Annotated in this window: 17 protein-coding genes; 11 read left to right on the forward strand and 6 right to left on the reverse strand. The window is 68.2% G+C overall.

What is annotated here, in order from left to right:
- Positions 1 to 36 precede the first annotated feature (36 nt).
- Both AB0F51_RS33395 and AB0F51_RS33400 read right to left on the reverse strand, forming a co-directional pair.
- A complete protein-coding gene (locus AB0F51_RS33395) occupies positions 37 to 888 on the reverse strand; it encodes an SDR family NAD(P)-dependent oxidoreductase (protein WP_360286317.1) in 852 nt (283 codons plus the stop codon).
- Positions 889 to 913: 25 nt separating this feature from the next.
- Entirely contained in the window at positions 914 to 1,657 is a 744-nt protein-coding gene (locus AB0F51_RS33400; protein WP_360286319.1) for an SDR family NAD(P)-dependent oxidoreductase, read from the reverse strand.
- Between the two features lie 141 nt (positions 1,658 to 1,798).
- Between AB0F51_RS33400 and AB0F51_RS33405 the strand changes: the two genes are divergently transcribed.
- On the forward strand, positions 1,799 to 4,510 hold the full coding sequence (locus AB0F51_RS33405; RefSeq protein ID WP_360286321.1) for a LuxR family transcriptional regulator: 2,712 nt from the start codon (positions 1,799 to 1,801) through the stop codon (positions 4,508 to 4,510).
- 155 nt (positions 4,511 to 4,665) lie between these two features.
- Here AB0F51_RS33405 and AB0F51_RS33410 read toward each other — a convergent pair whose 3' ends face one another.
- A complete protein-coding gene (locus AB0F51_RS33410; RefSeq protein WP_360286324.1) occupies positions 4,666 to 5,478 on the reverse strand; it encodes an NAD(P)H-binding protein in 813 nt (270 codons plus the stop codon).
- Positions 5,479 to 5,534: 56 nt separating this feature from the next.
- Here AB0F51_RS33410 and AB0F51_RS33415 point away from each other — a divergent pair, with 56 nt between their 5' ends.
- Both AB0F51_RS33415 and zwf read left to right on the forward strand, forming a co-directional pair.
- Positions 5,535 to 5,894, forward strand: coding sequence for a helix-turn-helix domain-containing protein (locus tag AB0F51_RS33415; protein ID WP_360286327.1), 360 nt, complete (start codon positions 5,535 to 5,537; stop codon positions 5,892 to 5,894).
- A 52-nt stretch (positions 5,895 to 5,946) separates the two neighbouring features.
- Positions 5,947 to 7,458, forward strand: a complete 1,512-nt coding sequence (gene zwf, locus AB0F51_RS33420) for a glucose-6-phosphate dehydrogenase (protein ID WP_360286329.1) — start codon at positions 5,947 to 5,949, stop codon at positions 7,456 to 7,458.
- 5 nt (positions 7,459 to 7,463) lie between these two features.
- On the opposite strand, the gene AB0F51_RS33425 is transcribed toward zwf, so the two are convergent.
- A complete protein-coding gene (locus AB0F51_RS33425; protein WP_360286332.1) occupies positions 7,464 to 8,558 on the reverse strand; it encodes a DNA alkylation repair protein in 1,095 nt (364 codons plus the stop codon).
- Between the two features lie 86 nt (positions 8,559 to 8,644).
- Between AB0F51_RS33425 and cobF the strand changes: the two genes are divergently transcribed.
- Positions 8,645 to 9,403, forward strand: coding sequence for a precorrin-6A synthase (deacetylating) (gene cobF / locus AB0F51_RS33430; RefSeq protein WP_360286335.1), 759 nt, complete (start codon positions 8,645 to 8,647; stop codon positions 9,401 to 9,403).
- 70 nt (positions 9,404 to 9,473) lie between these two features.
- Positions 9,474 to 11,087, forward strand: coding sequence for a carboxylesterase family protein (locus tag AB0F51_RS33435; RefSeq protein WP_360286337.1), 1,614 nt, complete (start codon positions 9,474 to 9,476; stop codon positions 11,085 to 11,087).
- A gap of 41 nt (positions 11,088 to 11,128) precedes the next feature.
- On the opposite strand, the gene AB0F51_RS33440 is transcribed toward AB0F51_RS33435, so the two are convergent.
- Together AB0F51_RS33440 and AB0F51_RS33445 are read right to left on the reverse strand one after the other, a co-directional pair.
- Positions 11,129 to 12,736 carry an MFS transporter gene (locus AB0F51_RS33440; RefSeq protein ID WP_360286340.1) on the reverse strand — a complete coding sequence of 536 codons (1,608 nt, stop codon included), beginning with the start codon at positions 12,734 to 12,736 and terminating at the stop codon, positions 11,129 to 11,131.
- 78 nt (positions 12,737 to 12,814) lie between these two features.
- A complete protein-coding gene (locus AB0F51_RS33445; RefSeq protein WP_360286343.1) occupies positions 12,815 to 13,294 on the reverse strand; it encodes a MarR family transcriptional regulator in 480 nt (159 codons plus the stop codon).
- A gap of 701 nt (positions 13,295 to 13,995) precedes the next feature.
- Between AB0F51_RS33445 and AB0F51_RS33450 the strand changes: the two genes are divergently transcribed.
- The 6 genes from AB0F51_RS33450 to AB0F51_RS33475 all read left to right on the forward strand — a co-directional run bounded on the left by AB0F51_RS33450 (position 13,996) and on the right by AB0F51_RS33475 (position 20,620).
- Entirely contained in the window at positions 13,996 to 15,159 is a 1,164-nt protein-coding gene (locus AB0F51_RS33450; protein WP_360286529.1) for an MFS transporter, read from the forward strand.
- A gap of 14 nt (positions 15,160 to 15,173) precedes the next feature.
- The gene (locus AB0F51_RS33455) at positions 15,174 to 16,328 is read left to right on the forward strand and encodes a N(5)-(carboxyethyl)ornithine synthase (RefSeq protein WP_360286346.1); all 1,155 of its coding nucleotides are present in this window, start codon (positions 15,174 to 15,176) and stop codon (positions 16,326 to 16,328) included.
- Between the two features lie 102 nt (positions 16,329 to 16,430).
- A complete protein-coding gene (locus AB0F51_RS33460) occupies positions 16,431 to 17,738 on the forward strand; it encodes a precorrin-3B synthase (protein ID WP_360286349.1) in 1,308 nt (435 codons plus the stop codon).
- The gene (locus AB0F51_RS33465) at positions 17,735 to 18,370 is read left to right on the forward strand and encodes a precorrin-8X methylmutase (RefSeq protein WP_360286351.1); all 636 of its coding nucleotides are present in this window, start codon (positions 17,735 to 17,737) and stop codon (positions 18,368 to 18,370) included. Before AB0F51_RS33460 ends, AB0F51_RS33465 begins: the two co-directional genes overlap by 4 nt.
- Complete coding sequence (locus AB0F51_RS33470) at positions 18,367 to 19,896, forward strand: precorrin-2 C(20)-methyltransferase (RefSeq protein ID WP_360286354.1); 1,530 nt, start codon at positions 18,367 to 18,369, stop codon at positions 19,894 to 19,896. Before AB0F51_RS33465 ends, AB0F51_RS33470 begins: the two co-directional genes overlap by 4 nt.
- A gap of 52 nt (positions 19,897 to 19,948) precedes the next feature.
- Positions 19,949 to 20,620 (forward strand): hypothetical protein, encoded by a 672-nt coding sequence (locus tag AB0F51_RS33475; protein WP_360286357.1) that lies wholly within the window; start codon positions 19,949 to 19,951, stop codon positions 20,618 to 20,620.
- The last annotated feature ends 31 nt before the right edge of the window (positions 20,621 to 20,651 follow it).

Raw genomic sequence — 20,651 nt, forward strand, 5'->3', positions numbered from 1 at the left:
CTCTTTGCTTGTACTGCGGGGTTGTGGTTGCTGTTGTCAGCGATCGGCTTGGTCGAGGTTGCCCTGGGCTTCTGCTGAAAGAGGCTGCCAGTCGGCCCAGGTTTTGAGGCGGTCGGTGTAGGCCTGTTGGATCATGGGGTAGAAGCCCTGGCCGAAGAGGATTCGCAGGGGTGGGGTGTCGGTGTCGACGATTTTGAGGAGTGCTTGGGCCGCGGCCGCCGGGTCGCCGGCGGGTTGCTTTCCGGCGAGCGCGCCGAGGCGTTGGCGTAGACCGTCGTAGACCGGGTTGAGCTTGGCCATGTGGCCGTTGTTGAGGGGATCCGGGTTGTTGCCCTTCCTGGTGGCAAAGCCGCCTGGCTCGATGACGGTCACCTTGACGCCGAACTCGGCGACCTCGCCCGCGAGGGCTTCGTTCAGACCTTCGAGGGCCCACTTGGAGGCGTGGTACGCGCCACCGAGCGGCATGGCGATGAGCCCGGCCGCCGAGGACAGCTGGATGATGTGCCCCGAACCCTGCGCCCGCAGGTAGGGCAGCGCGGCCTGGATCACCCACACCGCGCCGAACACGTTGGTTTCCAGCTGGTCACGCAGTTCCTGCTCGGTCAGCTCCTCGATCGCGCCGACCTGGGCGTAGCCGGCGTTGTTCACGATGACGTCGAGACGGCCGAAGTACTCCCGGGCGCGCCGCACGCTCTCGAAGACGGCGGCCTTGTCGGTCACGTCCATCGCGAGCGGGAGCACCGCGTCGCCATGGGCAGCGACCAGGTCGTCGAGGCTTGCAGTGTTCCGGGCGGCCGCGGCGACCTTGTCGCCACGGGACAGGGCGGCTTCGACGAAGTTGCGACCGAGGCCGCGCGACGAACCGGTTACGAACCAAACCTTGCTCATGTCGTTCCCTTTCTGAAGTTTGCGGTTACCAGCCGACGACGCCGAGGCGATCGATGAAGATCCCGGTCGGTCCGTCGGCGTCGAGCGTCGCGAGCTTGACGATCGGGTCGGTGCCCTCGGTGACCGTCAGCTGGCCGGTGTGGTGGTTCATGTCGGTGGCAGTGAACTTGCGGTTGGCGACCTCGCCGGGGGTGACGGCGTTGAACTTGATGTTCGGGAGCGCCTGGGCATACCGGACGGTGATCATGTTCAGCGCCGCCTTCGACGAGCTGTAGGCGAGCTCGTGCATCTTGGTGACCGGTTGCGCCGGGTCGGCCATCACCGCGAAGGAACCGCCACCGCTGGACACCATCACCACCCGTGGATGGTCTGCCGCAGCCAGCAGCGGCAGGAACGCGTTCGTCACCCTGACCGGCCCGTACACGTTGGTGTCGTAGACGGAATGAAGCTCCTCGGCCGTCGCGTCCGCGGGTGGGACCACGTTTCCCGGTGCGCCGGCGTTGTTGATCAGCACGTCCAGCCGGTCGGTGTGCTCCCGAACCCGCCGGACGGCGTCGGCCACCGACTCGTCCGAGGTCACGTCCAGCGGGACCATGACCACGTTCGCGCCTCCGGCAGCCAGCTTGCCGGCGGCCTCCTGGCCCCGGCCGACGTCTCGTGAGCCGAGGAAGATCGTCCAGCCCCGCTCCCCGAGCCGCCGGGCCGCTTCCAAACCGAGTCCCTTGTTGCCTCCGGTGATCAGCACCGAGGTCTGTTCTTTCGTCGTCATGCCCACCAGACCCCGCTTTCCGCGTGGTTGTGACCGCATGTGAACGACCTCACAGCCGGAGGCTGCTGCTGGAAAGAATCAGGTCGCGATCCTCGGGCAGCGAACGATCTTGCGAGACATGACAAACTCCTCAGGGTGCGGATGACCACACTTCTCGGGCGGGTAGCGGAACAAGAACGTCTGGCCGCCCTCGTCGGCGGCATCACGGAGCAGGGTGGGGCGCTGTTGGTTCGGGGGCAGGCGGGGATTGGGAAGTCTGCTCTGCTCGGCGAGGCGGCTGGGGTGGCCAAGGCTGCTGGGGTGCGGGTGCTCAGCGTCGCCGGGGCGGAGTCGGAACAGCATTTTCCGTACGCCGGGCTGCAACAGCTTCTGTATCCGGTGCGCAAAGGGATCGACGCGCTTCCTGGTCCGCAGCGCGACGCGTTGAAAGCCGCGCTCGGGCTTACCGCGGGTGAGGTGCCGGATGTTTATCTCGTCGGGCTGGCGGCGCTCAATCTTCTGTCCGAGACCGGTACGCCACTCCTGCTGCTGGTCGAGGATGCGCACTGGCTCGACCAGGCCAGTGCGGATGTGCTGGCCTTCGTCGGTCGCCGGCTGGAGTCCGAGCCGATCGTGTTGCTCGCCAGCGTTCGTGACGGCGTACCTTGCGTGTTCGACCAGGCGGGGCTGCCGTCGCTCCAGGTCGAGCCGTTGACCGACGAGCTGTCCGCGCGTCTGCTCGACCACGTCGCCCCCGGTCTCGAGCAACCGGTCCGCGAACGGTTGCTGGCCGAGGCCGCCGGCAACCCGCTGGCGCTGACCGAGCTGCCGCACACGGTCCAGCCGGATTCATTGCTGAAGGCAACCTTGCCGTTGAGCACCCGGCTCGAGCATGCCTTCGGCGACAAGTTCACCGCGCTGCCCGGACCGACCCGGATGTGCCTCCTCGTTGCCGCACTCAACGATCGTGGGACGGTCGCCGAGACGCTCGCGGCCGCCGCGGCAGCGCTCGGCGTACCGGTGGGTGCGGATGCGCTCGCGCCGGCTGCGGAGGCGCGGCTGATCGACCTCGAAGGTGGGCTGACCTTCCGGCATCCGTTGATCCGGTCTGCGATCGTGCAGACCACCACTGCGCCGGAGCGGCAGGCGGCTCATCGCGCGCTGGCTGACGCGTTGGCGAAGGAACCTGAGCGACAGGTCTGGCATCTCGCGGCAGCCGCATCCACGCCTGACGAGACGATCGCCAGTGCGCTCGTCACGGCTGCGGAGCGAGCGCAGTACCGGGCTGGGGTGGGCGCGGCCATCGCGGCGCTGCAGGAGGCCGCCCGGCTGAGCGAAACTCCGCAACTGCGTGCCGACCGGCTCCTTCGGGCCGCCGATCTCAGCGTCGAGGCCGGCCGGCCCGACCTGGTACGGCGACTGCTGGCCGAGGCCGCGTCTGGCGAGCTGACTGCGCAGGACCGGGCGCGGGCGACCTGGATCCGCAGCAGTTTCGACGACGGGCTGGTCGAGGACACGGCCGGTCCGATCGAGCTGGCCAAGCTGGCCCGTTCGGTTCACGAAGACGGCGATCTCGAGCTGGCGATGCGGGTGCTGTGGGGCGCGGGCATGCGCTGTTTCTGGTCCGAGCCCGGCCCGGAGGGGCGGCAGCACCTGCTCGACGTCGCGGACAGCCTGCCGCTCGACGAACGCGACCCGAGGCTGATCGCGATCCTGGCATACGTCGCGCCGATCGAGCGCGGCAAAGCGGTCGCGGCCGGGTTGATGGAGCTGGCCGGGCAGACCGGCGGCGATCCGCAGGTCGAGCGGTTCCTGGGCAGTGCGGCCCTGCAGATCGGCGGCTTCGAGCTGGCGGCGCGGTTCTCCTCGTCGGCCGCCGCAGGGCTGCGGAAGCAGGGCAGGCTCGGGTTGCTCGCCCGTGCGCTGGCCGTCCACGCCTGCAGCGCGACGCGCCTCGGCAGCCTCGGCGTCGCCCTGTCTGCGGCGGAGGAAGCGGCAAGGCTGGCCAAGGAGACCAACCAGACCTTCATGTACGGCTTCGCCCTCTCCACTCAGGCAGAGGTGGCTGCACTCCGCGGCCAGTACGCCGAAGCCGCCGCGCTCGCTGCAGAAGCCGAGCAGGTCGGGCTGGCCGCTGCTGCACGGCCAGTACTGGCTACTGTGCAGCTCGCCCGTGGCCTGGCCGCCCTCGGCGAGGGCAGGCACGCCGACGCCTTCGCCGATCTGCACCGGCTCTTCGACCCCGCCGAACCGTCGTACCAGCTCGCCCTGCGCTGCTACGTGATCGCCGAGCTGGCCGACGCGGCCATCCGCTGCGGTCAGGAGGACGCGGTCCGCAAGATCGTCCGCGAGCTGGAGAAGGACGCGCAGCGGACGACGTCGCCTGCTCTGCACATCGGGCTGCGCTACGTCCGCGCAGTACTGGCGAGCGACGACAAGGCCGAGAAGCTGTTCAACGCCGCGCTGGCCGCTGATCTGACCGGGTGGCCGTCGGAGCGTGGGCGGCTGCAGCTCGCGTTCGGCGAGTGGTTGCGGCGGCACCGGCGAGCAGCGGAGTCGCGCGTGCACCTGCGAGCGGCTCGGGAGACGTTCGACGCGCTAGGCCTGGTCCCGTGGAGTGAGCGCGCCCGCAACGAGCTGCGCGCCGCCGGAGAGATCAGCCCACGCCGTACGCCGGACGCCCGCGAGCAGCTCACCGCACACGAGCTGAGCATCGCCCAGCTGGCTGCTGATGGGCTGACCAACCGGGAGATCGGCCAGCGGCTCTACCTGTCGCACCGCACCGTCAGCACCCACCTGCACCGCATCTTCCCGAAGCTCGGCATCACGTCCCGCGCGGACCTGCCCGCAGTACTGCAGAACGCGCAGGCCTGACGTACACCACCACCGTCACCTGACGGGCGCGAAGCGGGCACTGCCGTTCCTAACTTCGAGCTATGACCGACCTACTGAGCTACTTCCTCCACCCACTGTTCTTCGACTGGTCCGACACGACCACCCTCGAGCTCCTGCGGCAGGAGTACCGCTGATCACCAGGTCTGCTTGGCGGCCCAGGAGCGCAAGGACGTCGTACCGCGGCGGAAGGAAGCGGGTACGGGCGCCGGGTTGCGGTACGACCCCGCGACGCCTGCGGCAGCTTCAGCGCCTACGTGCGGGCGCATCAGCAGCTCGTACTCGTCCGGCGTGACCGACTGCCACTTGGCACCCAGGGCAGCACCGACCTGTTCTCCGGTGAGGTCCTCTGGGCCGCCTACCAGTTGCACCCGCGGCGGCGCGGCCATGGTGAGCGCCTCCACCATCACTGCGGCGACATCGTCGGCCGCTACCCACGGGATAGGCAGCTCAGCCGGCAAGGGGTACCGGACCTCACCGGCCGCGACCAGTGGTGCTGACCAGGGAGCAACGAGGTTCTCGGCGTACATGGCCGCCGGGCCGACCGCTGCGGCGGTCTCCACGACGTTGGGCAGTTCCGCGATCAGCTGCACACGCGCATCGATGAACGGCACGCCGATCATCACGTCCGGAACGGCTGCGCTGGTGTTGAACACCACCCGCGGTACCGCGGCCTTCTCCAAGGCAGCCAGTACTGCGCGGACCTGAGCCATGGCGCCGTCGTCGAAGACCATGGGCAGTTGCAGAGCTACAGCGTCGACACCGGTGTAGGCGGCGACCAACGCGTCGATATCGAGCAGGTCGGCAGGAGCAGCCTCGACGCCTGACGGAAGACCGTGCGGGCGGCGCGCGACGGCCCGGACTTTGTGACCGGCGGCGAGCAAGGTGCGAAGGGCGGCGGATCCCTGGGACCCGGTGGCGCCATGGACGGCAACAGTCAAAGAGTTCATGGTGCGAAGCTAGTTTCCAAAATGAACTAGTACCCAGAAAGTGGCATAGTTTACTTATGGAAACCGAAGCGGCGATGGATGCCGAACTTCTCGCTGCCCGCTGTGATTCGGGCGAGGACTGCGGCGTCAACCGGACTATCACCGTCCTCGAAGGCAAGTGGACGACGCTGATCGTGCGCGAGCTGCTGAGCGGCCCCTTGCGGTTCACCGAACTCCGCGCCGCACTCGGCAACCCGAGCGCCAAAACCCTGACCGACCGCCTTCGCGCCCTGGAGCACCACGGCATCCTCACCCGCACGATCCACGCCGAGATCCCGCCGCGCGTCGTCTACGAGCTGACCGAGCAAGGCCTCAGCCTGCGAACCGTCCTGCACGCGATGCTCGAGTGGGGCCGGGCGCACCCCGCCAAGCCGTAGTACCTGCCTAGACTGAAACCGCTGGTGGCGCCGTCCGTAGGAGGACTCAGAAATGCCCGACTCCCATACCCAGACGATCGCCTACCCGGCGCCCGGTTCGCGGCCGTCCCGGCGCGATCCCGAGCCGCTCGCGCCGCACGTGATCGTGTTGTTCGGGGCAACGGGTGATCTGGCCAAGCGCAAGCTGCTGCCGGGACTGGCGTACCTGCAGCAATCGCGGTTCGCGCCCGACGTACGAATCATCGGTACGGCGACCGAAGACCTCACTTCGGACGAGTTCCGGGCCCGTGCGCGGCTTGCGGTGGAGACGTTCGGGACGCACAAGATCACCGAGGAGGAGTGGGCACAGTTCTCCGACCGGCTCGAGTACGTGCCGACCTCGGCCGGGCCGGACGCGCTCGCCGCCGCCGTGAAGACCGCGGAGACCGCACTCGGAGCGGACGCCTGCCGGCTGCACTACCTGTCGGTGCCGCCGAAGGCCGCGCGCTCGGTGATCCAGATGCTGCGCGACGCCGATCTGGTCGACCGCGCCCGGGTGGTGATGGAGAAGCCGTTCGGTGACGACCTGCAGTCCGCGATCGAGCTGAACGACTTCGTGCACGAGACCTTCGACGAGGCGCAGATCTTCCGGATCGACCACTTCCTCGGCAAGGAGGCGGCGCAGAACATCCTCGCCTTCCGGTTCGCCAACGGGCTGTTCGAGCCGATCTGGAACCGCAACTTCATCGACCACGTCCAGATCGACATCCCCGAGTCGCTCGGCCTGGACCAGCGCGCCACCTTCTACGAGCCGACCGGCGCGTTCAAGGACATGGTCGTCACGCACGTGCTGCAGGTGCTCGCGTTCGTCGCGATGGAGCCGCCGACGGCGCTGGAACCGCGGGCCATCTCGGAGGAGAAGAACAAGGTTTTCCGCTCGATGCTGCCGATCCAGCCGAGCGACGTGGTCCGCGGCCAGTACGGCGGCTACCGCAGCGAGGAAGGCGTCGCGCCGGACTCGGACACCGAGACGTTCATCGCGATGAAGGTCGGCATCGACAACTGGCGCTGGGCCGGCGTGCCGTTCTACCTGCGCACCGGCAAGAAGATGGCCGAGGGCATGCGGATCATCTCGATCGCCTTCAAAGAGGCGCCGAAGACGATGTTCCCGGCCGGCTCCGGCGTCGGGTCGCAGGGTCCCGACCACCTGACCTTCGACCTGGCCGACTCGTCGCGAGTGTCGCTGTCCTTCTACGGCAAGCGTCCCGGCCCGGGGATGCGGCTGGAGAAGCTCTCGATGCAGTTCTCCACCCAGGAGACGGAGACGGCGGGCGACGTACTGGAGGCCTACGAGCGACTGATCCTGGACGCGATGCGCGGCGACCACACACTCTTCACCACCGCCGAGGGCATCGAGTCGCTCTGGGAGAACTCAGCGCTCCTGCTGGACGACCCGCCGCCGGTCAAGCCCTACGCGCCCGGCACCTGGGGCCCCAACGCCATCCACCAACTCATCGCGCCCCACGCCTGGCGTCTCCCCTTCGAACGCGAATGGCGCCACGGCAAGCCTCAGCCTCAGGGCTAGCCGCATCAGTCCAGCGAGAGGGTGAAGGTGGAGTGGCCGTAGGGGTGGCCGTTGATTTGGAGTTCGAGGGCGTGCTCGCCCGCGTAGTACCGGCGGGTGGAAATCGGTTTGAACGAGTGTTGCTTGGCGATCGTCGCGGACTCCCCCGGCGCGAGGGTGCGAGTGGTCAGCTTGAAGACCTTCGGCGCGAGCGTCCCGTTGGCCTTGACGTGATGGACGACGTAGTCGATCGCCAGCCGCAGCTCCGCAGTACTCCGGTTGTGCGCGTGGAACTCGAAAGCAAGCGACTCCCCCACAGCAACAGCCTGTACTGCGAGTTGCGGGCCGTCGACAACGAATCCGGTGGGCGGCTCGAAACCCAGCAAAGCAAGGGCTCCTGGGTCGGCCGCTTTGATCAGGGTGCGGAGGGCGTGTCGCACCAGTCGCTCGGTCGTCGGTGCCGGTGACGCCAGCCAACTGCCGGCGATTGATACGGCCAATGCTGGATCAACGCGGCTGAGGTCGTTCAGGTGGTTGGCGACCGAGCGGCGCACGTACTCCGATTCGTCCCGCCGGAGCGCTTCGAGGATCGGCCGGGTCAGCTCGGGGCGCTCGATCAGGCCCGGTACCCGTTTTGCCCACGGCAATCTGGCTCGGGTGCCTTCGCTTGCTAGCCGGCGGACATGCTCGTCGGGATGTTCGGTCCACTCGACGACCACCGCGAGGGTGCGATCCAGATCTGCCGCGAGGAAGGTCCGCAGGGCGAACTCGGCCGTCAGCCTGGGGGTGAGGTCTGCGAGCAGCGCCAGCCCGGTCTCGAACTCGCCCTCCTCGACAGCCCGTACGGCGACGGCCTCGGTGACTGGCCAGGTCATCCAGCTGGTGAAGGCGGGATCGTCGAGTGCGGTGCGGAAGATCTTTTCCATCTGCGCGTACTCCGCGGGCAGGTCGGCCAGCAGGGCGTCGCGGACCAGCCGGCCACGCTCGCTGAACGTCAGACCGGCCAGTTGCGAGGGTGCCGCCTTGGTCGCTGTCAGTTCGAGTTCAGGGGCTACGGCCTCCAGGCAGGCGCCGAGGGCGACCACGGACGCAGTACTGAGCATTTCTTCCGCAGTGGGCACGCGGGCGACCTCTCGACGACGTTACTTTGAAATTAGCAGTCACTGCCCGGACCGCTCGCTCCGGGCCGCCAACTACTCTCGGCGCCATGATGGAGATGAAGGTGATCGGGGTTGGAGCCGGCGATCCGGATCACGTGACGGTTCAGGCCGTGAAGGCGCTGAACCAGGTCGACGTGTTCTTCGTGCTCGACAAGGGCGAGGTCAAGCAGGAGCTGGTCGACCTGCGCGAGCAGATCCTGCGGCGGCACGCCGGCGACCGGGAGTACCGGGTGGTGTTCGGGCGTGATCCCGAGCGGGACCGCAGCAGCGACGCCTATGTCGAGTCGGTCGACGACTGGCGCCGGCGGCGCGCGGACGTCTGCGCGGACCTGATCGCGACCGAGCTGAAGGACGGCCAGGTCGGCGCGTTCCTGGTCTGGGGCGATCCGTCGCTGTACGACAGCACGCTGGCGATCCTCGACGACATCCTCGACCGCGGCGAACTGGACTTCGAGATCGAGGTCATCCCGGGCATCAGCAGTGTCTCGACCCTTGCGGCCCGGCACCGGGTCAGCCTCAACCAGGTAGGCCGGCCGATCCAGGTCACCACCGGCCGCCGGCTGGCGAAGAGCTGGCCGGACGACGTGGACGACGTCGTCGTGATGCTGGACGCCCAGACCGCCTTCACCCAGCACACCGACCAGGACGCCGAGATCTACTGGGGCGCGTACCTCGGCACACCCGACGAGCTCCTGGTCGCCGGCCCACTGGCGGAGGTAGCCGACCAGATCGTCGAGGTCCGCACCGAAGCCCGCCGCCGCAAGGGCTGGATCATGGACACCTACCTCCTCCGCCGCAACCGCTAGACCAAAGGTGTAGATGCAGTGGCCGTCCGGCCGAAGCGAGGGCTGCTGGTCCTGGCGGAGGCTGCACGGCATGACAAGTATCCGAATCACCCGTAGCAAGCTGCGGCTGGCAGTAGCGCTGGCACTCGTCCCGGCCGCACTAGGGGTCAACAGAGCAACCGCATCCACGACCTCCCCTGGAGCGGACCCTGGCGTAGTACGGACCGATGCCGGGCTAGTGCGAGGCCGGGCGACCACAACGACCAGAGTCTTCAACGGCATCCCGTACGCCGCTCCGCCGGTGCACGGGATGCGCTGGAAGCCGCCGCAGCCCGTGAAGCCCTGGTCAGGCACAAGGGACGCGGTCAAGCTCTCGACCCCCTGTGCTCAAGCCGCCAATCCTGAGCTACCCGGGGGCACTGCCAACGAGGACTGTCTCTACCTGAACGTCACCACTCCGGCGCAGCAGTCGACCAAGCCTCGTGCGGTCGTGGTGTGGATCCCTGGCGGTGGCTTCTTCTCCGGCACCGGCAACAGCTACGAGGCCTCGAAGATGGCCACTCGCGGGGACGTCGTGGTGGTCACGGTCAACTACCGGCTGGGGATCTTCGGGTTCTTCGGCTACCCGGGCCTGCGCGGCTCGGGGACCTACGGCATCCAGGACCAGCAGGCAGCCCTTCGGTGGGTCCAGCGCAACGCCCGGGCCTTCGGTGGCGATCCGCACAACGTCACAGTGGCCGGCGAATCGGCCGGTGGCATGAGCGTGTGCGCCCAGCTCACTTCACCGACCGCCACCGGCTTGTTCTCCAAGGCAGTGATGCAAAGCGGCTCCTGCGCCTTCAACTGGCCCGACAACAGCCAGTACCCGCACCAGGCGGCCGGCTCCCCATGGGTGCCCCAGAGCGCTGTGCAACAGAACGGTGAGGAGTGGGCCGCCAACAACGCGGCCAAGCTGAACTGCAAGCCGGGTCAGGCAGCACTGGACTGCCTGCGCGCGGCAGACCCCGCAGTACTGGTTGAAGACACCCTGAACTTCACGCAACCTGCCTATGGCGGTACTGCGGTATTGCCGCTCAGTCCGGCGACAGCGATGAAGGCTGGGCTGTTCCACCGGGTGCCGGTGTTGTCCGGGAACAACCATGACGAGGCTGCGGGCTGGTTGAGCACGTTCAACGGTGGTGTGCTCACCGACACGGACTACCCGAGGCTGGTGACGGACATGGTCGGCGCCAAGGACGCCCCGAAGGTGCTCCGCGAGTACCCGCTGGCGCAGTACGGGTCGACTGCTGCGGCGTGGACCGCCGTGACCACCGACAGGATCTGGTCCTGCACACAGGTGACCACGGATCGGCAGGCGGCGCGAAGGGTGCCTGTGTACGCGTATGAGTTCGCGGACAAGCATTCGCCGCTGTCCCAGCCGGGACTGGGCGCGTCGCATGCTGTTGAGCTGCCGTACCTGTTCAACCTCGGTGGCTACGAGTTCCCGCTGACGGAGACGCAGAAGCGGCTGTCGGAGCAGATGCTCGACTACTGGACCGCCTTCGCCCGCACCGGTGACCCGAACGGCCCCGGACGTCCACACTGGGCACCAGCCGGCACGGCCGACATCAAGGGCCTCTCCCTGGCCCCAACCGACCAGGGAGGCATCAAGCCCATCAACCTGACCACCGAACACCACTGCGCCTTCTGGTCCCGCCTGACCTGAACCTGTCCGATCTGGCAGAGCGGGTCGGGGTACGCCTCCCGCTACGGCCGACGACGGTGGCGGGTCAGGAGCGTGGCTCCAAGTAGCACTGCTGCAAGGGCGAAGGCGGCTGCGGCGGCGAACGCTGTGCTGTAGCCGTCTCGTAGGGCGCTGACTGGGTTAGCTCCCCCGGCGAGTTGTCCTGCGGTGGTTGAAGCGGCCAGGGTTGCCAGGACCGCAGTACCGATGGCTGCGCCGGCTTGCTGGGCTGTGTTGTTCAGGCCGGACGCTAGGCCTGCGTCGCTGGGCTCTGCGCCGGACATGGCGAGCATGATCACGGCTGGGATCGCTGCGCCGGTTCCGATGCCTACTAGGACCAGCGGGGCAACCACGTTGACGAGGTAGGAGCCGTCGGTTGGGGCCTGGGTCATCACCAGGAGCGCTGCAGCAAGGGCGACCAGGCCGGCCAGCATGAGGGCGCGGGCGCCGAGGCGGGCTACCAGTCGCGGTCCGATGAACAGCGACATGACAGCACCGAGGACCGGGGCCGGCAGGAAGGCCAGGCCGGTACGGAGCGAGTCGAAGCCCAGCACTCGCTGCAGGTAGAGAGCTGTCATGAACTGGAAGCCGAAACCGGCCGCGAACAGCAGGACGACAACCAGGTTGGCCGCTGTCAGTTGACGACTGCGGAAGATGCGCAGGGCAACCAATGGCTGGGTGGCGCGGGCCTGGCGTAGTACGAAGCCTGCCAGCAGAGCTACTGAGACGGCGGCGAGCACGAGCGTCCGCAGTACGTCGGCAGTCGGCTCGGCGGTCTGGACGATCGTGTAGACGGCTAGCGAGAGACCTGCGGTGACCAGGATGGCACCGAGAACGTCTGCTCCCTTGCCGAGGCCGAGACCGGGCTGAGCCCTCAGCAGCCGCTGTGCGAGTACCAGGGAGACCACACCGATCGGCACATTGATCAGGAAGGCCCAGTGCCAGCCGACGGTCTGCGTGATCACACCGCCGAGGATGAGCCCGATTGAGGCGCCACCTGCGGAGGTGAAGCCGTAGACGCCCATCGCTCGCGCCTGGTCGGCCGGCGCCGGGTAGAGGCCGACGATCATGCCGAGGATGACAGCAGAGGCGAGTGCGCCGCCGACGCCCTGCAGGAAGCGGCCTGCGATCAGTACTTCGGAGCTGGTGGCGAGGCCGCAGAGCAGCGAGGCCGCGGTGAAGACGCCGAGACCAGCGAGGAAGACCTGCTTGCTGCCGAGGAGGTCACCGATGCGACCGGCGAGCAGGAGCAGTCCGGCGAAGGCGATCAGGTAGGAGTTCATCACCCAGGCCAGACCGGCCTGGGTGAACCCGAGGTCACTCTGGATGGTCGGCAATGCGACCGTCACCACGGTGGCGTCGAGGATGATCATCAACTGCATCACACAGAGCACCGCGAGCGCTTTGGCCCGTCCTGGCTGGATTGCGCGGTCGCTGCCTGTTGGGTCCGGCTGGGCGCCTTCGCCCTTGGCTGCTTGGCCGGATGGGGCCGCCTGGCCCGGGACTGCTTGGCGTTGGGCCGTCTGGTTCGTGGCTGCTTGGCGTTGGGCCGTCTGGTCCGTGGCTGCGTGGACCCGTGGGGCGGCTTGGCCGGCGAGGGCGGGGCTGGTCGGGTCGGTGGTCGAGGTCATCGGTCGTTCTCCTTGTCAGCAGGGCAAGACAAGAACGACCTTAACAGATAGTTCGGTAGTAGACGATCTTTTAGTGGACTACTTCCGTTGCCGCGGCCGGCGGACCGCTTGATCCTCGACCGGCGTGGCCAATTGCCCGCCCACCAACTCGGCCAACGAGTCCGCGAAAGGCTTGCGCTGGGAGGCTGCCAGGGCGGCGAGCGCCTCACCGTGCACCTTGTCGACGATGCGCTGCCCTTCGGCGGCCGCCTTGGCACCGGCGGGCGTGACGGCGACGATCCGGGCCCGGCGATCGGTCGCGGACGGCTTGCGTTCGGCGTACCCGGCTTTCTCCAGCGCGTCCACGGTCCCGACCATCGTGGTTTTGTCGAGATAGGCAAGCTCGGCGAGCTGGATCTGCGTCCGCTCGCCCTCCAGGGCGTGGAGCAGCACACACTGCATCCGAGGCGTCATCCCGACCTCGGCCAGCGCGGCCGTGAGTTGGGTCTCGAGGACGTGCCCGGCATGCAACAACAGCCCGGTCAGATCCGGAACAGTCCGCAACGGTGTCTCAGCCATACGATCAGGATACCGCGAGATAATCCACTGACAGATGATCCAACCAACTGACTATCCAGCACCGCGGAGCCGAGCGCGGGTCGATCCGTCCCGAACGACAGGGGGTAGTGCCGCTTTGAGCGCATTCAGAGCCGCCGCTGAGCGCGCGGGTTTGCTCGCAGCCCGAATACGTCCTGTCCGTCGGCACACGTGAACCCGGCGATCAGCGGCTGCTGATGGCTCAGAACTGGACCGCGTAGAACTGGACCGCGCTGCTCTCGGCTCCAGCCGTCGTCGCGGTCGCTGGCGCACGAAGGAGTCGGCTTCCGCCTCCGCCGGGTGCCGCGCAGTGGGCAGCTCGCACCAGGGATGATCGCCTCGCGACCACGCCTTTGCGCGGGCGACGCAGGAGCCCGCGTCGCCTCGGGGTGGGCGGGAGCAGCCGTGGAGTGAGCGACGCAGGAGCGAGCGGACGGCTGCGTGGGGGGAACACCACCAGCCGCTCGCAAGACACTCGCGCGCAATTCGTCTTCGCGCGGGCGACGAAGGAGCCCGCGTCGGCCCGGGGTGGGCGGGAGCAGCCGTGGAGGGAGCGACGCAGGAGCGAGCGGACGGCTGCGTGGGGGAACAACCACCCGCGGGAATGCGACGCCGTAGTGGGTGTCGACCGAGGTGTCGTGAAATCGCGTGTAGGGCGGCGGGGGCGCGGGGTCGACTGGGGCATGGAGCTTCTGGATGTGCGGACGACGGCTCGGGCGTGGGCTGGGGTCGGGTGTGTGACGGTTGGGATTTTTTTGATTGTGACCGTGGAGATTCTGCCGATCGGGTTGCTCGGGGCGATGGCGGCGGAGTTTGGGGTTTCGGCTGGGCGGGGTGGGTGGTTGATGACGATGCCGGGGCTGGTTGCGGCCGTCGCGGCACCCGTTGTCACCGTGGCGACCGCTCGGTTGGATCGGCGGCTGATGCTTTGCGCGCTGATGGCCCTGCTAGCCGCAGCCGACTTCATCGCCGCGGCAGCCTCGGAGTACTGGGTTGAGCTGGTTGCGCGCGCCATGGTCGGCCTGACGATCGGTGGGTTCTGGTCGATCGGGGCGGGTCTGGCGGCGCGGCTGGTGCCTGAGCGGTGGGTGGTCCGGGCGACGGTGGTCATTTTCGCCGCCGTGCCTCTGGGGTCGGTGCTCGGCGTACCGGCTGGGACGTTTCTCGGCGAGCACCTCGGTTGGCGAGTGCCGTTCGTAGTACTAGGCGTGCTGACCGTCGGCGTGCTCGTAGCCCTGGCAGTCGTCGTACCGCCCCTGCCGCCTCTACAAGTAACAGGACTAGCAGTACTGCGCGACCTCCTCCGCCTCAAGCAGACCCGCATCGCCCTAGCCGCCACCTGCCTCATCGTCGCCGCCCACTTCGGCACCTACACCTACATCACCCCGTTCCTCCGCGACGTCACCGGCACAACCCGCATCAGCGAGCTACTACTCCTGTACGGCGTAGCAGGAGTAGCCGGCAACTTCCTGGCCGGTACGACGGTCGCCAACCACCTCCGGACCACCTTCATCACCAGCGCAGCCCTCATCGCAGCCGCGACACTCCTTCTCCCCATCATCGGGACAACCACGCCTGCAGCGGCTGCACTCCTGGTCATCTGGGGAGTCGCGTACGGCGCAGTACCGGTCTGCTCGATGACCTGGTTCGCGGTAGCGGCTCCCCAAGCCCGTGAGGCCGCCACAGTGCTCTTCACCTCTTCATTCCAGGCCACACTCTCCACCGGTGCGCTACTGGGAGGACTGGTCGTCGACGCCAGTTCGGTGTCCGTCGCGATGGTCTGTGGAGGCCTGACAGCGCTTGTGATGGTGTCGGTCGTCGGGTGCGCTGTGCTAAACAGGCGGTAACCAAAGGGGCCCTCGTGGACCAGTTAGCTCTCGGTGTCATCGGCCGTTCTCGCAAGGAGAACGAGCGCCGGTTGCCGATCCATCCGCATCATTTCGACCGCATCGACGAGGATCTGCGGCAACGCATCTTCCTCGAGTCCGGGTACGGCGAACAGTTCGGTGTCTCCGACGCACAGCTGTCCCAGTCCGTTGCGGGCGTCCTCGACCGGGAACAGCTGATCGCCATGACGGACGTCCTGCTTCTGCCGAAGCCCCAGCCGGAGGACCTCGCCGAGTTCCGCACCGGCCAGGTGCTGTGGGGCTGGCCGCACTGTGTCCAGGACGACAAGATGACCCAGCTCGCGATCGACCGCGAGCTGACCCTGATCGCGTTCGAGGCGATGAACCACTGGACCTCCGACGGCCGGTTCAACCTGCACGTCTTCCACAAGAACAACGAGCTGGCCGGCTACTGCTCGGTGCTGCACGCGCTGGAGATGATCGGCTCGACCGGTGACTACGGCCGCCGGCTCAACGCGGTGGTGATCGGCTTCGGCGCGACGGCGCGAGGTGCGGTGACCGCGCTCGCCGCGCACGGCATCCACGACGTCGACGTACTGACCGGGCGAGGCGTGACGGCGGTCAGTTCGCCGATCCACTCGGCGCGGATGGTCCAGTTCGACCACGACGATGCTGACGACACCTCCGATCCGCGGCGCAGTCACGCGCTGACGGATGAGGGCAGGGTGCCGCTGGCCGGATTCCTGGCGCAGCACGACATCGTCGTGAACTGTGTGCTGCAGGATCCGGACGCACCGCTGACGTTCCTGATCGAGGAGGACCTGGAGCTGTTCGCTCCGGGCAGCCTGATCATCGACGTCTCCTGCGATCTCGGCATGGGCTTCAGCTGGGCCCGCCCGACCGGCTTCAACGAGCCGACGTTCACGGTCGGGAACAACATCACGTACTACGGCGTCGACCACACCCCGTCGTACCTGTGGAACTCCGCGAGCTGGGAGATCAGCGAGGCCCTGCTGCCCTACCTGCGGACGGTGCTCGAAGGGCCGGAAGCCTGGCACGCCGACACCACGATCGACCGCGCCATCGAGATCGAGGCCGGCCGCATCCGCAACCCCGGCATCCTCTCCTTCCAGCACCGCTCCCCCGTCCACCCGCACCCGCACCTCTGAGCCGCGCCGCCCGCCCGTCCGCTCCCCCAGCGGGAGCGGACGGGTGGGGGTTGCGGTTGTGAGGGGAAACACAGCGGTGGGGCGGGCAGTAGCATCACGGCCGTGACGCCTCTTGGAAGGACCGAGCCAGACCGTTGTCCGGGGGTTCTTGCTGTCCATGAGGCGGCTGACGGCGGGTTGGCGCGGGTGCGGCTGCCTGGCGGAGTGCTGAGCGCGCAGCAGCTGAGAGTGCTCGCTGCGGCGGCGGTGGAGCTCGGGGACGGGCACCTGGAGCTGACGTCGCGGGCGAACGTGCAGATCCGGGCGCTGCGGCCGGGGGCGCCGGTGGAGCTGTCGGAGCGGCTGTACGCGGCGGGGCTGCTGCCATCAATCAGCCATGAGCGCGTACGCAACATCCTCGCCTCACCACTCTCCGGACTCGACACACACGGCCGGTACGACGTACTGCCGCTCGCGCGCGACCTGGACCGGCTGCTCTGCGCCCGCCCGGCGCTGGCGGAGCTGCCGGGGCGCTTCCTGTTCGCTCTGGATGACGGGCGCGGGGATCTGGCGTCGGCGAAGGCAGACGTCGCTGTGCGGATGGTCGACAGCCAGCTTGCTGAGCTGCTGCTCGCAGGAGCACCTACCGGCGTGCTGCTGCCGCCGGAGCAGGCACCGGACCTGATGGTCGCTGCCGCCGAGGCATTCCTGGCGGAACGCGCACAGCAGCAGTCGGAGGCTTGGCGGCTGGCCGAACTGCTAAACGGCCCGCAACGCGTGCTGGCACGGCTGGGGTTGCAGGAGCAGGCCGCTCTGCAGCATGTGCCCGGAGAGCACCTCGCTGCGGGAGCGGGCACTGCGCAGGCGGTGGAAGCGTGTGAAGGCGGGCCGGCATTGGAAGGCGAGGGGCGGGTGCCGCGCGCGGCTGTGCCTCGGGCTGGGTGGGTGCAGGACGGTGTGGGGGTGGGGGCGTTCGTTGTAGGGGTGCCGCTTGGGGTGCTGGACGGGGAGCAGGCGGCGGTGATTGCTGGGGTTGCTGGGGGTTGGGAGAGCCTGGGGGCCAGCGAGGCTGTGTTGCGGGTTACCCGGGGGCGGGGGGTTGTTGTGGTTGGGGTTGCTGAGGAGGACCTAACGCAGCTGGCTGGGTGTGGGTTGGTGGTGGAGGCTGAGTCAGCCTGGAATGGGGTGACCTCGTGTGCGGGGCGGCCGGGGTGTGGGAAGGCGTTGGGGGATGTTCGGGGGGACGCTCGGCGCGTAGTACCGGGGTGGAGCGGTGGGCAAAAGGCCGTGCACTGGTCCGGGTGTGAGCGGCGGTGTGGGAAACCTGGTGGGGAGTTTGTGGACGTAGTTGCCCTTGCGAGCGGCGGGTATTCGGTCGATGGGGTCGCGATGACAGTCGATGAGGTTGGCGACGGAGTGAGGGTGCAGTGAGTGAGAACTACGAGTACGTGACTGACGGCGCGGAGATCTACCGCCGTTCGTTTGCGACGATCCGCGCCGAGGCCGCGCTGGACGAGCTGCCTGCCGATGTCGCGCAGGTGGCCGTGCGGATGATCCACGCCTGTGGGATGACCGACCTCACCCAAGACCTCGCCTGGTCCGAGGGCGTCGTGAAGGCCGCCCGGGCTGCCCTGCAAGGCGGAGCCCCGATCCTGTGCGACGCAGCGATGGTCGCTGCCGGCGTCACCCGCAAAAGGCTGCCCGCGGACAATGAGGTCATCTGCACCCTGAGCGACCCGTCGGTGCCCGAGCTGGCCAAGCAGCTCGAGACAACAAGAAGCGCGGCGGCGATCGACCTGTGGACGGACCGCCTCGCAGGCTCAGTAGTTGCCATCGGCAACGCTCCGACCGCGCTCTTCCGGTTGCTCGAGCTGATCCGCGACGGCGCACCGCGCCCGGCCGCGATCCTCGGCATCCCGGTCGGGTTCATCGGCGCCGCCGAGTCCAAGGAAGCTTTGGCCGCCAACGACCTGGGTCTGGAGTACCTGGTCGTCCGGGGCCGCCGGGGTGGCAGTGCGATCACCGCTGCCGCCATCAACGCGATCGCGAGCGAGGAAGAATGACCGGACGGCTCTGGGGGGTCGGGCTCGGCCCGGGCGACCCCGAACTCGTGACTGTGAAGGCGGCCCGGCTGATCGGCGAGGCGGACGTCATCGCCTACCACAGCGCCCGGCACGGCCGGAGCATCGCGCGCTCGGTGGCAGCGCCGTACCTGCGCGAAGGCCAGCTCGAAGAACTGCTGATGTACCCGCTCACCACCGAGACCACCGACCACCCCGGCGGCTACCAGGGCGCCATGGACGACTTCTACACCGAGTGCGCCGCCCGGCTGGCCGCGCATCTCGATGCGGGTCGCAACGTCGTAGTACTGGCTGAGGGCGACCCGCTGTTCTACGGCTCCTACATGCACATGCACAAGCGGCTCACCGACCGCTACAACTGTGAGGTCGTGCCAGGAGTGACTTCGGTGAGCGCGGCAGCCGCAGTACTCGGCCGGCCGCTGTGTGAGCGGGACGAGATCCTCACGGTGCTCCCCGGCACACTGCCGCCCGACGTACTGGCCGAGCGGCTCCGGAACACCGACGCTGCCGCGGTCATGAAGCTGGGCAGGACCTTCGAGGGCGTCCGCGAGGCCTTCGAGCTGGCCGGACGAGCAGACGAGGCCTGGTACGTCGAACGCGCGACCACTGACGCCCAGCGCACCGCGCCGCTCAAAGACGTCGACCCGGACTCAGTCCCCTACTTCTCCCTCGCCCTGCTCCCCAGCCCGATCAACACCCCGGCACCCCAGTCGCGCCACACAACCGAGAGCACCGAGGGCTCGGTGACCGTGGTCGGCCTCGGCCCGGCAGGACCCGAGTGGATGACCCCGGAGGTCCGGTCCGCGATCGCCGAGGCCGACGACCTGATCGGCTACGGCCCGTACGTCGACCGGCTGCCCGACCGCGCCCGGCAACGCAAGCACGGCTCGGACAACAAGGTGGAGTCGGAGCGGGCCGCCTTCGCGCTCGACCTGGCCCGCAAGGGCTCCCGGGTCGTCGTGGTCTCCTCCGGCGACCCCGGTGTCTTCGCGATGGCGAGCGCGGTCACAGAGGTCGCCTCCGAACCGGAGTACGCCGACATCGCGGTCAGCGTTCTGCCAGGCATGACTGCGGCCCAGGCGGTGGCCAGTCGCGTCGGCGCGCCACTAGGCCACGACTACTGCGTGCTGTCGCTGTCGGACCGCCTCAAGCCGTGGGACGTGATCGCTGCCCGCCTGACTGCAGCAGCAACGGCTGACCTGGCCATCGCCATCTACAACCCGGCCTCGAAGTCCCGGACCTGGCAGGTAGGCGCCACGCGCGACCTCCTGCTCGAACACCGCTCGCCGACCACCCCGGTGGTGATCGGCCGGGACGTAGGCGGTCCGGCCGAGTCGATCACCGTCACGACTCTGGCGGAGCTCGACCCGGAGCAGGTCGACATGCGGTGCCTGCTGCTGATCGGCTCCTCGCAGACCCAGACAGTCCCCCGCCCGGCCGGTCCGCTGGTCTTCACCCCGCGCCGGTACCCGCAGGAGATCGTTAATTCCTCGCCGGACCCCGCATGACCCGAGCACTGGACGGGTAGGGACCGCCCGCAGGACCCACTCGTGAGGGGAAATGGCAGTGGAACAGCGCAATGGCGGTACCGGCACCTTGACCGAGCCTGAGGTCGATTCGACCCAGCGCTACCAGGAGGCGCGCGCAGCGGCCCACCGGGCGATGAGCAACGTCACGGTGGTCCCCGACACCCCGCTGCTGCCGATCGAACCCGAACGGCTGTCCTACCGCGGCTTCAAGTTCGGTGCTGCCTTCTTCGGCTGGATGATCATGGGCTCGATGGTCGTCCTGCTCAGCGCTCTGATCACCGGAGCCACCGCCGGCACCACCTACGTTCTGGACTACACCAGAGACGATGCGGAGCGGCAGGCCGGTGCTGCGGCCGTCGCTGCCGCGGCCGCCTTCGTCCTGATGCTCAGCCTCGCCTTCTACACCGGCGGGTACGTCGCCGGCCGGCTGGCCCGGTTCGACGGCATGCGGCAGGGCTTCGGCGTCTGGATGATCACCTTCCTGCTGCTCGTGCTGACGTCATCCGTCGGGGCATTCCTGAACAGCCACTACGACCTGACCGGCCGGGTCGACCGCCCCGACGTACCGCTGACCAACGACTCCCTGCTGACCGGCGGACTCATCACGGCCGCCGCGCTGCTGATGCTGCCTCTGCTCGCTTCGCTGCTCGGCGGCAGGACCGGGCAGCGGTACCACGAGAAAATCGACAGTCTGCTCGACTGAGAGGCATACCCGCGGGTACCTGGGACGGGGA

The sequence above is a fragment of the Kribbella sp. NPDC023855 genome, from assembly GCF_040639475.1.
Taxonomy (GTDB): Bacteria; Actinomycetota; Actinomycetes; order Propionibacteriales; family Kribbellaceae; genus Kribbella.

Bases quoted from the DNA above. Each gene is read 5' to 3' on its own strand.
- AB0F51_RS33395 (WP_360286317.1), bottom strand. From the start codon at position 888: ATGAGCAAGGTTTGGTTCGTAACCGGTTCGTCGCGCGGCCTCGGTCGC.
- AB0F51_RS33400 (WP_360286319.1), bottom strand. From the start codon at position 1,657: ATGACGACGAAAGAACAGACCTCGGTGCTGATCACCGGAGGCAACAAG.
- AB0F51_RS33445 (WP_360286343.1), bottom strand. From the start codon at position 13,294: ATGGCTGAGACACCGTTGCGGACTGTTCCGGATCTGACCGGGCTGTTG.
- AB0F51_RS33435 (WP_360286337.1), top strand. From the start codon at position 9,474: ATGACAAGTATCCGAATCACCCGTAGCAAGCTGCGGCTGGCAGTAGCG.
- AB0F51_RS33440 (WP_360286340.1), bottom strand. From the start codon at position 12,736: ATGACCTCGACCACCGACCCGACCAGCCCCGCCCTCGCCGGCCAAGCC.
- AB0F51_RS33405 (WP_360286321.1), top strand. From the start codon at position 1,799: ATGACCACACTTCTCGGGCGGGTAGCGGAACAAGAACGTCTGGCCGCC.
- AB0F51_RS33410 (WP_360286324.1), bottom strand. From the start codon at position 5,478: ATGAACTCTTTGACTGTTGCCGTCCATGGCGCCACCGGGTCCCAGGGA.
- AB0F51_RS33415 (WP_360286327.1), top strand. From the start codon at position 5,535: ATGGAAACCGAAGCGGCGATGGATGCCGAACTTCTCGCTGCCCGCTGT.
- AB0F51_RS33450 (WP_360286529.1), top strand. From the start codon at position 13,996: ATGGAGCTTCTGGATGTGCGGACGACGGCTCGGGCGTGGGCTGGGGTC.
- zwf (WP_360286329.1), top strand. From the start codon at position 5,947: ATGCCCGACTCCCATACCCAGACGATCGCCTACCCGGCGCCCGGTTCG.
- AB0F51_RS33470 (WP_360286354.1), top strand. From the start codon at position 18,367: ATGACCGGACGGCTCTGGGGGGTCGGGCTCGGCCCGGGCGACCCCGAA.
- cobF (WP_360286335.1), top strand. From the start codon at position 8,645: ATGATGGAGATGAAGGTGATCGGGGTTGGAGCCGGCGATCCGGATCAC.
- AB0F51_RS33475 (WP_360286357.1), top strand. From the start codon at position 19,949: ATGGCAGTGGAACAGCGCAATGGCGGTACCGGCACCTTGACCGAGCCT.